Origin of the sequence: Cognatilysobacter bugurensis, from assembly GCF_014652095.1 — a bacterium.
GTDB classification, from domain to species: Bacteria; Pseudomonadota; Gammaproteobacteria; order Xanthomonadales; family Xanthomonadaceae; genus Cognatilysobacter; species Cognatilysobacter bugurensis.
In genome coordinates this window covers 802,582-814,831 of sequence record NZ_BMYD01000001.1, presented here as the reverse complement: position 1 = coordinate 814,831, position 12,250 = coordinate 802,582, and the positions used below count along the sequence as shown (strand labels likewise).

The window sequence follows — 12,250 nt, the reverse complement described above, 5'->3', positions numbered from 1 at the left end:
CGGGCTTTTCCATGGCTGACACGACTGCGCGTCCCCGCACCGGCGCGGCGGGAGACCGCACCGGCCTGCGGAACATGCAGCAGCTGCTTCAGCTGCGCTGGATCGCCGTCACCGGCCAGCTCGTCACGATCCTCGTCGTCCACTTCGGGATCGGCATCGGATTGCCGCTGGGCCCGATGCTCGCGGTGCTCGTCGCGCTGGCCGCGTTCAACCTCGGCAGCCAGATCTGGTGGCGCCGCCGCCCGCGGGTGTCCGAGCGGGCGCTGCTGATCGGGCTGCTCGTGGACGTCGCATCACTGACCGCGCAGCTGTACCTCAGCGGCGGCATCACCAACCCGTTCGTGTTCCTGTTCGTGCTGCAGGTGGCGCTCGGCACGATGCTGTTGCGGCCCTCGTCGAGCTGGATCATCGCGGCCGCGACGACCGCCTGCGTGCTCGCCCTCGGCCTGCTGCCGACGCCGGTGCAGATCCGCATGAGCGCATCGAGCGGGCTCGCGAATCATTACCTGCAGGGGCTGCTGATCTGCTTCCTGCTGGTGGCTTCGCTGCTCGTCGTGTTCATCGGCCGCATCGCACGCATCCTGCGCGACCGCGACGCACGCCTCGCGCAGCTGCGCCAGCGCGCCGCCGAGGAGGACCACATCGTCCGGATGGGCCTGCTGGCTTCAGGCGCGGCGCATGAGCTCGGCACGCCGCTGTCGACGCTGTCCGTGATCCTCGGCGACTGGCGGCACGAGCCGCTGATCCGCGACGATGTGGGCTTGATCCGCGAAGTCCTCGATATGCAGGCCCAGGTCGAACGGTGCAAATCGATCGTGACGCGCATCCTGCTCGTCGCCGGTGAGACGCGCGGGGAGGCGCCCGAGGAGACCACGCTGGCGGCGTTCCTGGACGAGCTTGCGGATCAGTGGCGGACGCTGCATCCGGCGTCCGGATTCGAGTATCGACGTCTGTTCCACGGCGACCGGCGCATCGTGGCTGATACCGGCCTTCAGCAGATGGTGTGGAACGTGCTCGACAACGCGCTCGAGGTGTCGCCGGGATCGATCCTGTTCGAGGCCGACTGCCGCGACGGCAGCCTCGTGATCGACGTCTGCGACGACGGCCCCGGCTTTGCCCCCGCGGTCCTCGAAAGCCTGGGCGCCCCATACAACTCGACGAAGGGCCGGCCCGGCGGCGGACTGGGTTTGTTCCTGTCGGCCAATGTGGCGCGCTCGCTCGGCGGGCGCCTGAGCGTCACGAACCGGCTGCCGGGCGGGGCGTGCGTGCGCATGGCGCTCCCGCTCGCGTCGATCGCAATCGAGGAGATGGACGATGGACGCTGAGCGCCGTTTGGTGATCATCGAGGACGATGTCGACTTCGCGCGGACCCTCGCGCGCTCGTTCGAACGACGGGGATACGCGGTGCGCGTGCTGCCAAGTCAGGACGGGCTGATCGAACTGCTGCAGGAATTCGACCCTACGCACGCCGTGGTCGACCTCAAGCTCGCCGGAAACGCGTCCGGCCTGTCGTGCGTGAAGGCGCTGCACGGGCACGACCCGGAGACCGTGATCGTCGTGCTGACCGGCTACGCGAGCATCGCGACGGCGGTGGAGGCGATCAAACTCGGCGCCCGGCACTACCTCGCCAAACCGTCGAACACCGACGACATCGAGGCAGCGTTCTCGCGCGGCTCGGGCGACGCGGACGTCGCGGTCGCCGGGCGCAAGACGTCGATCAAGACGCTCGAGTGGGAGCACATCCACGAGACGCTCGCGGAGTCGGACTTCAACATTTCCGAAGCCGCGCGCCGTCTTGGGCTGCACCGGCGCACGCTCGCGCGGAAGCTCGAGAAGCGCCGGGTCAAGTAAATGCGACTGCGGCGTCGCCGTGTCGCGATCGTGTCGTTCGCCCCCAATGCCCGCGACGCCACGCTGGTAGAATGTGCGGTTCTCCACCACATCATCGACGCCGGACATGATCGAACTGAATCCCGTCCGTCAGCGAATCGCCGATCTCCAGGATCGGCTCGATTCGCTGAGGGGGTATCTTTGACTTCGACCGCCGCGTCGAACGTCTCGAAGAAGTAAACCGGGAGCTGGAAAGCCCGGAAATCTGGAACAAGCCCGAGAACGCCCAGGCGCTCGGCCGCGAGCGTGCATCGCTCGAGAAGGTCGTGCTCGGCATTCGCGGCCTGACCGACGGTCTGGCCGGCGCGAGCGAACTGCTCGAACTCGCTGAGATCGAAGACGACGAAGACACCGCGAAGGCGGTCGTCGACGATGTCGAGCGCTACGCGAAGGACGTCGACAAACTCGAGTTCCAGCGCATGTTTTCCGGCCAGATGGACGGCGCGAACGCGTTCGTCGACATCCAGGCAGGCGCGGGCGGTACCGAAGCCCAGGACTGGGCCGAGATCCTGCTCCGCATGTACCTGCGTTGGTGCGAGTCGCGAGGCTGGAAGACCGAGCTCATGGAAGTCAGCGGCGGCGATGTCGCGGGCATCAAGTCCGCCACGCTGCGCGTCGAAGCCGACTTTGCATACGGCTGGCTCAAGACCGAGACCGGCGTGCATCGGCTAGTCCGCAAGTCGCCGTTCGACTCGGACAACCGGCGGCACACGAGCTTCACCTCCGTGTTCGTCTCGCCCGAGGTCGATGACAACATCGACATCGAGATCAACCCGGCGGACCTCAAGACCGACGTGTACCGCTCCTCGGGCGCGGGCGGTCAGCACGTCAACAAGACCGAATCGGCCGTGCGCATCACGCACGTGCCGACGGGCATCGTCGTGGCGTGCCAGACCGGGCGCAGCCAGCACCAGAACCGCGACAACGCGATGAAGATGCTGGCCGCAAAGCTGTACGAGCTGGAGATCCAGAAGCGCAACGCCGAGCGCGATGCGGTTGAAGCGACCAAGTCCGACATCGGCTGGGGTAGCCAGATCCGCAATTACGTGCTCGATCAGAGCCGCATCAAGGACCTGCGCACCGGCATCGAGCGCAGCGACACGCAGAAGGTGCTCGACGGCGACCTGGACGAATTCGTCGAGGCGAGCTTGAAGGCCGGCCTCGAAGCCGGCTCGAAACGCGCCGACGCGGTCTGATCGGCAGGGGCCGCGTCTCGGCGCGGCTCCTGTCTGTTTCCTGTTTCCTCCCCGCCGGGCATCCGCGGATGCCCGCGTGATGCCTGCGCCGCACTGTGCATCGAATGTCCAACCCCTCATCCGATATCGCCTGCAGACCATGACCACGCCGACGCCTGCCGCTCCGCCCGCCGACGAGAACTTCCTGATCGCCGAGCGCCGCGCGAAACTCGCGGCGCTGCGAGGGCAGGGCGTCGCGTTCCCGAACGACTTCAAACGCGTCGACTACGCCGGCGATCTGCAGTCCGAGTTCGCCGATACCGGCCACTGGACGGCCGAGGCGCTGGACGGTGCGCAGCGTCGCGTGGCGCTCGGCGGGCGCGTGCTGCTCAAGCGCGACATGGGCAAGGCCGGGTTCGCGCACATCCAGGATGAGTCGGGTCGCATCCAGCTGTGGCTCAAGAAGGACCTGCTGGGCGACGCGTTCGACGTCTTCAAGGACCTCGACCTCGGCGACATCGTGGCCGTCGAAGGCGAACTCACGCGCACGCGCACCGGCGAGCTGTCGGTGCGGGCGGCCTCGCTTCGCCTGCTGACGAAAGCCCTGCGCCCGCTGCCGGACAAGTTCCACGGCATGGCAGACGTCGAACAGCGCTATCGCCAGCGCTACGTGGACCTCATCGTCTCGCCCGAGGCGCGCGAGGTGTTCGTCAAGCGCAGCAAGATCATCCGCGCGATGCGGGCCTGGCTCGACGCGAGGCGCTTCCTCGAAGTCGAGACGCCGATGATGCATTACATCCCCGGAGGGGCGACCGCGAAGCCGTTTGTCACCCATCACAATGCGCTCGATCTCGAGCTCTACCTGCGCGTGGCGCCGGAGCTGTACCTCAAGCGTCTCGTGGTCGGCGGACTAGAGCGCGTGTACGAGATCAACCGCAACTTCCGCAACGAAGGCGTGTCGACCCGGCACAACCCCGAGTTCACGATGCTCGAACTGTACGAGGCCTATGCCACGTACAACGAGATCATGGACCTCACGGAGAGGGTGATTCGCGATGTCGCGCTTGAGGTGCTCGGCGGGACGCAGGTGGACTGGGACGGGCAGGCGATCGACCTGGGGCCGAGCTTCCGCCGCTGGTCGATGACCGACGCCGTGCTCGAACACAACCCGGAGATCGCACGCGAAGATCTTCGCAACGTCGAGAAAATGCGCGAGCACTGCGCCCGGCTGCGGATTGCGGTGAAGCCGTCGTACGGCTGGGGCAAGTTGCTGCTCGAAGTGTTCGAGAAGACCGTCGAGCACACGCTCGTGCAGCCGACCTTCATCACCGACCACCCGGTCGAGGTGAGCCCGCTTGCGCGCGCGAACGACGTGGATCCGGAACTCACCGACCGCTTCGAGCTGTTCGTCGGCGGCAAGGAGATCGCGAATGGATTCTCGGAGCTCAACGACCCCGAGGACCAGGCCGCGCGCTTCCAGGCGCAGGTCGATGCGAAAGAGGGCGGCGACGACGAAGCCATGCATTTCGATGCGGATTACATCCGGGCGCTCGAAGTGGGCCTGCCGCCCACGGGCGGGCTCGGCATCGGCATCGATCGTCTCGTGATGCTGCTGACGGATTCCTCGTCCATCCGTGACGTCCTGCTCTTCCCGTACATGCGTCCCGAAACGGGGGCTTAAGAGCGGCCGCTTTCGGCCGATGTCGAGTGGGGATCGTGGCTGCCGGCCGTCGCGCGCCGCGCAGGCACGAGTATCCTGAAACGACCTTGGAACCGGGGCCATGCCCCTGCGGGAGTGGACGTGAACGTCGTCATCGTCGATGACCAGACTTCCGCGCGCACGATGTTGCGCCACATCATCGAGGACATCGGCACCGAGTTGTCGGTGCACGATTTCGGTGAGCCGGCCTCCGCGCTGGATTGGTGCGACCAGCATCAGGCCGACCTGTTGCTGCTCGATTACCGCATGCCGGGCCTGGATGGCCTGGAGTTCGCGCGCCGCTTCCGCCGGCGGCCACTGCACCGCGACATCCCGATCATCCTGGTGACCGTCGTCGGCGACGAGCCTGTTCGGCAGGCCGCGCTCGACGCCGGCGTCATCGACTTCCTCGTCAAGCCCGTCCGCCCGCGCGAGCTGCGCGCGCGCTGCAGGAACCTCCTGCAGCTGCGTCAGCAGTCTGAAAGCGTCAAGCAGCGGGCGATGTCGCTCGAGCAGCGCCTGCTCGCGAGCATGCCTGAGGTCGAAGAGCGCGAGCGCGAGACGCTTTCTCGTCTCGCACGTGCGATCGAGTTCCGCGACGCGGGCACGGGCGCCTATCTCGAGCGAATGGCGGCGTTTGCCGGTCTGATCGCCGAGCAGCTCGGCATGTTCGAGGACGAGGTGCGCCTCATCGAACTGGCGGCGCCCATGCACGACATCGGCAAGATCGCGATCCCCGACGCGATTCTCAGCAAGGCCGGTCCGTTGACCGAAGCCGAGGTCGCGATTGTCCGTCAGCACCCACGCATCGGTCAGGAACTGCTCGGCGGCAGCCATAACCGCTTCATCCAGATGGGCGCGATCATCGCGCTGCATCATCAGGAGCGTTACGACGGCAGCGGGTATCCCGATGGACTGGTCGGCGACGCAATTCCACTCGAAGCCCGGATCGCAGCCGCGGCCGACGTTCTCGACGCCCTGATTTCCCCGCGCCCGTACCGGAGCGCGTGGGACGTGGACGCCGCGCTCGCCTACCTGCACTCGCAGAGCGGCACCTTGTTCGACCCGCGTTGCGTCGATGCGCTGCTCAACAGCCGCGCGCGCATCGAAGACATCTGCCAGCGGTTCCGTCGCGAGCGGCGCGGCCCCCTGAACGCGTGAGACTCGTCCCATGATCGACCGCATCCGGCACCGCCTCGCGGGTCGCCCCGACAGCGAGCACGGGCAGGCGCTGGTGCGCTTGGTCATCGCCGCGCTGATCTTCACGTACCTCGCGGGCCTGCAGGTCGCGAGCGACACGCCCGGCAGCCACAGCGGCATGGCGTGGGTCATGCTGGCCGAGACGCTGGTCGGCCTTGGCCTGTTCGCGGCGATCCTCCGCCGACCGGGCGTATCGCACGTCCGCCGCGCGATCGGGATGATCGCGGATTACACGACCCTCGCGGTGCTGATGTCGCTGGATGCGCAGTCGCTCGCGCCGCTCTACGTGATCATCCTGTGGGTCACGATCGGCAACGGTTTGCGGTTTGGCCCGGCCTACCTGTACACGGCCTCGGCGCTAGCGGCGACCGCGTTTGCCATCGTCATCGGGGGCAACGCGTACTGGGGGCAGCAACCGTACCTTTCGATCGGTTTGTGGATCGGGTTGATCGCGATCCCGGCGTACCTGACGTCACTGCTTCGCAGCCTCCAGCGCGCCACCGACGAAGCGCGCCGCGCGAACGCGGCGAAGAGCCGGTTCCTGGCCAACATGAGCCACGAGCTGCGCTCGCCGCTCAACGGCATCATCGGCATGGCCGAGCTTCTGCATCAGACGCGGCTCGAAGCGGAGCAACGCGAGTTCGCAGACGTGATCCACACCTCTGCGCAGTCGCTGCTGTTGCTCGTCAACGACGTGCTCGACATCTCGGCGATCGAGGCCGGCAAGCTCCAGCGGCGCGATGCAGATTTCAACCTGCAGGATCTGGTGCAGCGCCTGAGGAAGATGCTCCAGCCGATTGCGACGCAGAAAGGCCTCGATCTGCGCATCGAGATCGCAGCGGATGTGCCGTTGCGCCTGCACGGCGACAGCGCCCACCTCACGCAGATCCTGCTCAACCTCGCGCATAACGCGATCAAGTTCACGGAGGAGGGCAGCGTGTCGCTGACGGTCGCGGCGGCCGAGCGCACCGACGACACGGTCCGGCTTCGCTTCTCCGTGCGCGACACGGGCATCGGCATCCCCGAGTCCGACCACGACCGCATCTTCGACGCGTTCGAGCAGGTGGATAACGGACCGACTCGACGGTTCGGCGGCACCGGTCTCGGCACCACGATCGCCAAGACCCTGTGCCAGTTGCTCGGCGGCTCGATCGGGCTGGAGGAGAACCCCGGCGGCGGCAGTCACTTTTGGGTCGAACTGCCGATGCGCGTGCAGCTGGGCCCGGCCGTCGTAGAGGCGCCTGCGCGCGCCGGTAACGTCATCTCCTTCGACGATCCGTTTGTCCGGCACCGCTCGCGCGTGCGCGGCCTGCAGGTGTTGATCGCCGACGACCTGGCAGCCAACCGCACGGTGCTGACCCGGATCCTCGAGCGCGCCGGGCACCGCGTCGTCGCGGTCGACGACGGCGAAGCCGCGCTCGATGCACTCGAGGACGGGCACTTCGATCTCGCGATCCTGGACATGCACATGCCGGGGCTGACCGGCTGCGACGTGATCCGGCAGCTGCGCTTCATGGAGGCCGGGCGTTCCCGGCTGACCCCGAGCATCATCCTCAGCGCCGATGCGACCGTCCAGGCGGCGGCAACCGCCGAGGATGCAGGCGCGAAGGCATTCCTGACGAAGCCCCTCGTTATCGCGCGCCTGCTGGAAACGGTCGCCGACATCATGAGCCCCCAGCCGCTGCCTGCGGTGCGGCCCGTCACCGATGTCGTCCGGCCGGCCACGAATCCGGCGGTGCTCGAGGAGCTGGCCGAGATGGGGCTGGGCGAGGCGTTCCTGCGCGACTTCGTCGAGCAATGCCTTCGCGACGCAACCGCGTGCCAGGCGGACCTCGCCAAGTGCGGCGAGGCGCGGGACTGGCACGAGTTCCGCGAAGTCGCCCATGCGTACAAGGGCATCGTCGAGAACCTCGGCGCGCACGCAATGGCCGATCGCTGCGCGCAGGCGATGCAGTCAGACGACGCCACGCTTGCTCGCGAGCAGTCGAGGCTAATCCGCGAGCTCGGCGGACAACTGGTGTCGGTGGCCGACGCCAGTCGCCAGGAAGTCACCCGGCTCAGCCGCCCCAGGCGCGACGACGCGGCGAACGTTCCGGACGTTTCGTGACGTTTGCGCCGGGCCGTCGACCCGGCGGCGATGCGTCGGGCCGATCGGTCGTCAGACAACCCTCAACGGGCCATCGCGACGGGCGGCGCGTGCTCGGCGCGTCGCTGCTGGGCGCGGATGAGGCGCTCCATTGTGCGCAGCCCGCGCTCGTTGAGGCGCATGGCGGCGTCCACCCATTCCGTCGTCACGGCGAGCAACTCGTCGAGCGTCACCGGGTTGCACGCGTGGCGCACGGTGTTCATCGCGCGCAACGCGTTGCCCATGCGCTGGTGGCGTTTCACCGTGTCGCGAGCGGCCCTCAGGCCTTCGCCCTTCGGGACCACAATGTCCACGATGCCCATCCGGTGCAGTTCCTCGACCGGATAGACGCGCGCGTCGAGCATCATGCGTTCCGCCTGGGCAGGCGTCACGCGTCGGGTCAGGAACGTGTAGGCGCCCATGCCGGGAAACAGGTCGAACAGCACCTCGGGAAAGCCCATCCCGCTGCCTTCCTCGGCAATGATCGTGTGGCAGCACAGCGCGGCTTCGAACCCGCCGCCCAGCGCTTCGCCCTGGATCACGGCAATGCTGTGGACGCGGTCGTCGATCAGCCGGTGGAAGTTGTAGGCCACCTCCACGCAGAGCCTCGCGTACTCGAGCAGTCGACCACGGTTTCCGGTGCGAATCAGCTGTGCGAACAGCGCGAGGTCACCGCCCAGGTTGAACACGTCCGCGTCGGACGCTAGCACGAGGTGGTGGATGCCGGCTTGAGGGTCGGAATCCGAAGCCAGTCGGCGACGCAACGCATCCTGTGCGCGCCGCGTCTCCTGCAGCAACCGCTCGGAGAAACAGGGGTGGTAACCCGGTCCGGCATTCGCGTGCATGTACAGCCAATCGCTGACGCCGGCGGCGTCGGTAACGTGGCGGACCAGCGCAGGCGCATTGTCGAGCGGAAGGCGTACGGGGAGGGACATGGGCGTTCTGCTCCGTGGCGGAAGCAGTCATCTGACTGCGTGCCGATCCTACACACGAGCATGAGCTACCGATGACAATGGACGTCGCGTCTTGCACGCGACGAAACGCACGGATTGCAGTAGACGTTCGCCGCGGTACGGCGCGTCCGGGAACGCCTGCGCAGGCGCCGGTTGTGCCGGCGCCTGCAGCGGTGGATCAGGCCGCTGTCGTGTCGCGAAGCTCGCGACGGAGGATCTTGCCGACGTTCGTCTTGGGCAGTTCCTTACGGAACTCGACGACGCGCGGCAGCTTGTAGTTCGTCAGGTGCTCCTTCGCATGCGCCTTGACCTGCTCCTCGGTGAGCGACGGGTCCTTACGCACGATGACGACCTTCACCGCCTCGCCCGACTTGTCATCCGGCACGCCGACAGCGGCGACTTCAAGCACGCCCGGCATCATCGCGATGACGTCCTCGACCTCGTTCGGGTACACGTTGAATCCGGACACCAAGATCATGTCCTTCTTACGATCGACGATGAAGAAGTACCCCTTCTCGTCCATGCGCGCCATGTCGCCGGTGTGGAGCCAGCCGTCCGAGTCGATGACGTCCGCCGTGTCCTGCGGACGCTGCCAGTAGCCCTTCATCACCTGCGGGCCGCGGATGCACAGCTCGCCAATCTCGCCCTGCGGCAGGACGTTGCCGTCGTCGTCCTTGATGCATGCGTCGGTCGACGGAATCGGGAGCCCGATCGCACCGTTGTAGTCAGGCAGATCCATCGGGTTAATGCACGCGGCCGGCGATGTCTCGGTGAGCCCGTACGCCTCGATCAGCGTGCAGCCGGTCGCCTGCTTCCAGCGATCGGCGACCGAGCGCTGCACCGCCATGCCACCGCCGAGCGTGAGGTGCAGCGACGAGAAATCGATTTTGTCGAAGCCCGGCGTGTTGAGCAGCCCATTGAACAGCGTGTTGACACCGGTGATCGCCGTGAACTTGATCTTGCTGAGCTCTTTGACGAAGTTCGGCATGTCACGCGGGTTCGTGATCATGTAGTTGTGGCCGCCGAACTTCATGAAGACCAGCCCGTTCGCCGTCAACGCGAAGATGTGGTACAGCGGCAGCGCGGTGACGATGAGCTCTTCGCCGTAACGCACGTTCTTGCCAATCCACGCCGACGCCTGCTGCATGTTCGCAACGAGGTTGCGGTGGGTGAGCATCGCGCCCTTCGCGACGCCGGTCGTGCCGCCCGTGTACTGAAGGAACGCGATCTCGTCCGCTGAGATGTCGATCTTCGGCAGCGTGTGGCGCGCGCCGCGTGCAAGCGCGTCGCTGAAGCGGACCGCGCCGGGAATCGAATACTCGGGCACCATCTTCTTGACGTGCTTGAGTACGAAATTGACGATCTTGCCCTTCGGGAACGCAAGCATGTCGCCGAGGCCGGTCGTGATGACCTGGCGGATCTTGGTGTCGGCGAGCACCTGCTGGACGGTCTGGCCGAAGTTGTCGAGCACGAGGATCGCCGTCGCGCCCGAGTCGACCAGCTGGTGACGCAGCTCGCGCGGCGTGTACATCGGGTTCGTGTTGACCACGGTCAGGCCCGCGCGCAGCACCCCGAATGTGGCGATCGGGTACTGCAGACAGTTCGGCATCATGACCGCGACGCGGTCGCCTTTCTTGAGCTTGAGCTCGCCCAGCAGGTATGCGGCGAACTGCGCGCTCAGGCGATCGATCTCGGCGTACGTCAGCGTCTTGCCGAGGTTCGTGAAGGCTGGCCGATCGCGATACTTCTCGATCGCGTTCTCGAGCACAGACACGACGGACGGGTATTCGTCGACGTCGATCTGCGCCGGAACTCCCGCCGGATACTGGTCAAGCCACGGGCGTTCAAGACTCATCACGATTTCCCCTGCGTCTGCGCTGCGCATCCGATACGCCGCGAATGCGCGGCCGTACGGTCCCGCCCGGATTGGAGCACAGGGTCTGCAAAGCTGACAAGGCAAACGCATCGCTGCGCCCGGTCCCGTCTTTCTTTTGTGCGCTGCGGCAGCATGCGAGCCCCGTGCGCTCGACCGCAGGGGCTCGCGACGCGCTGGTTACATCGCAAGCGCCGCGATCGCGGCAATCAGGACGACGGCAGCGGCAGCGGCGGCAGTCAGCGGGCGCGCATGCTTTGAGAGCCACTGCTGCCGGCTCGAGGCTTCGGCTCGGTCATCGAAGCGGCCGTGAGCCGCGAACGGGGCGTCGACGGTAGCGAAGAGATTGTCCGGGCGGCCGGCGCGCGCGGGCTCGTCAGTGTGCTGGCCTTCGAACGCCTGCTTCGCAACGACCCGGTCTGCGATCCACGGCGCGAGACGGTTGAAGAAGATCGTCTTGACCGCGGGCCAGCCGACCCAAAGCTCGCGATGCCGCTCGTGGGACGCCCGCACGATCGCGCGCGCGGCGATCTCGGGCTGGAAGATTGGCGGCACGGGCTGGAGGCGCTGCGAGGTGCGGTTGCGCGCCCAGTCGAACTGCGGCGTGTTGAACGCAGACAGATGCACCATCGTGACTCGGATCTTCGAGTCATCGTGGATGAGCTCGGCGCGCAGCGAATCGGTGAACCCGCGCGCGGCCGCTTTAGCCGCGCAATACGGCGCCTGCAGCGGGATCGATCGATAGGCGAGGGCGGAGCCAACCTGCACGATCGTGCCGCGGTTGCGTACGCGCATGCGGCGCAGTGCCGCGAGCGTCCCGTGCACGGTGCCGTGGTAGGTCACGTCGGTGACGCGGCGCACTTCGTCGGGCTTGAGGTCGTCGATGCGCGCGACGATGGTGACCATCGCGTTGTTGACCCAGACGTCGATCGGCCCGAGCTCGCGCTCGACGCGCTCGGCCGCCGCTTCCACGGCGTCCGCATCCGCCACGTCGGCGACGATGCCGATCGCCGTTCCGCCGGCCGCCCGGATCTCGTCGCAGGCCGCGTCGAGGCGGCCGCGATGTCGCGCAAGCAGGGCGACTGCCGCGCCGTCGTCGGCGAAGGCGCGGGCCGCCGCGCGGCCGACGCCGGCCGATGCGCCGGTGACGACGACGACACGCTTGCCACGTGGCGCACTCACGATGCGGGCCTTGGCGCAGGGCTCTGGGTGGCATGACGGTGCATGCAGGGGCTCCCGGTTGGACCGCGCACTACGTTCGGCGGGCCGCCGTGAACACGACGCGATCAGGACCGCGTTGACTGCACGCACTGTATTTCCCGGGGGCGAGCGGCA

9 protein-coding genes are annotated in these 12,250 nt (G+C 67.0%); 6 read left to right on the top strand and 3 right to left on the bottom strand.

Going from position 1 to position 12,250, the window contains the following annotated elements; all coding sequences use genetic code 11:
• Positions 1-11: 11 nt before the first annotated feature.
• The 6 genes from IE075_RS03740 (at position 12) to IE075_RS03715 (ending at position 8,071) form a co-directional block, all read left to right on the top strand.
• Positions 12-1,325, top strand: a complete 1,314-nt coding sequence (locus tag IE075_RS03740) for an ATP-binding protein (protein WP_189453427.1) — start codon at positions 12-14, stop codon at positions 1,323-1,325.
• Complete coding sequence (locus IE075_RS03735; RefSeq protein ID WP_189453425.1) at positions 1,315-1,851, top strand: response regulator transcription factor; 537 nt, start codon at positions 1,315-1,317, stop codon at positions 1,849-1,851. Before IE075_RS03740 ends, IE075_RS03735 begins: the two co-directional genes overlap by 11 nt.
• Positions 1,852-1,957: 106 nt before the next feature.
• Positions 1,958-3,086 (top strand): peptide chain release factor 2 gene (gene prfB, locus IE075_RS03730; RefSeq protein ID WP_189453423.1). Its coding sequence is split into 2 segments (ribosomal slippage): positions 1,958-2,032 and positions 2,034-3,086, totalling 1,128 coding nucleotides; the frame shifts between segments, so codons are not numbered across the junction.
• Positions 3,087-3,225: 139 nt separating this feature from the next.
• Entirely contained in the window at positions 3,226-4,746 is a 1,521-nt protein-coding gene (gene lysS / locus IE075_RS03725; protein WP_189453421.1) for a lysine--tRNA ligase, read from the top strand.
• 114 nt (positions 4,747-4,860) lie between these two features.
• Positions 4,861-5,925 (top strand): HD domain-containing phosphohydrolase, encoded by a 1,065-nt coding sequence (locus IE075_RS03720; protein ID WP_425489333.1) that lies wholly within the window; start codon positions 4,861-4,863, stop codon positions 5,923-5,925.
• Between the two features lie 10 nt (positions 5,926-5,935).
• Positions 5,936-8,071, top strand: a complete 2,136-nt coding sequence (locus tag IE075_RS03715) for an ATP-binding response regulator (RefSeq protein ID WP_189453416.1) — start codon at positions 5,936-5,938, stop codon at positions 8,069-8,071.
• Positions 8,072-8,133: 62 nt separating this feature from the next.
• On the opposite strand, the gene IE075_RS03710 is transcribed toward IE075_RS03715, so the two are convergent.
• From IE075_RS03710 to IE075_RS03700, 3 genes are all read right to left on the bottom strand, one after another.
• Complete coding sequence (locus IE075_RS03710) at positions 8,134-9,024, bottom strand: crotonase/enoyl-CoA hydratase family protein (protein ID WP_189453415.1); 891 nt, start codon at positions 9,022-9,024, stop codon at positions 8,134-8,136.
• 196 nt (positions 9,025-9,220) lie between these two features.
• On the bottom strand, positions 9,221-10,897 hold the full coding sequence (locus IE075_RS03705) for a long-chain fatty acid--CoA ligase (RefSeq protein ID WP_189453412.1): 1,677 nt from the start codon (positions 10,895-10,897) through the stop codon (positions 9,221-9,223).
• Between the two features lie 198 nt (positions 10,898-11,095).
• Complete coding sequence (locus IE075_RS03700; protein WP_189453411.1) at positions 11,096-12,097, bottom strand: SDR family oxidoreductase; 1,002 nt, start codon at positions 12,095-12,097, stop codon at positions 11,096-11,098.
• Between the last annotated feature and the right edge of the window lie 153 nt (positions 12,098-12,250).

What these genes read in the sequence shown, in the direction of transcription:
- IE075_RS03740 (WP_189453427.1), top strand. Translation starts at nt 12, where the DNA reads ATGGCTGACACGACTGCGCGTCCCCGCACCGGCGCGGCGGGAGACCGC.
- IE075_RS03735 (WP_189453425.1), top strand. Translation starts at nt 1,315, where the DNA reads ATGGACGCTGAGCGCCGTTTGGTGATCATCGAGGACGATGTCGACTTC.
- lysS (WP_189453421.1), top strand. Translation starts at nt 3,226, where the DNA reads ATGACCACGCCGACGCCTGCCGCTCCGCCCGCCGACGAGAACTTCCTG.
- IE075_RS03715 (WP_189453416.1), top strand. Translation starts at nt 5,936, where the DNA reads ATGATCGACCGCATCCGGCACCGCCTCGCGGGTCGCCCCGACAGCGAG.
- IE075_RS03710 (WP_189453415.1), bottom strand. Translation starts at nt 9,024, where the DNA reads ATGTCCCTCCCCGTACGCCTTCCGCTCGACAATGCGCCTGCGCTGGTC.
- IE075_RS03705 (WP_189453412.1), bottom strand. Translation starts at nt 10,897, where the DNA reads ATGAGTCTTGAACGCCCGTGGCTTGACCAGTATCCGGCGGGAGTTCCG.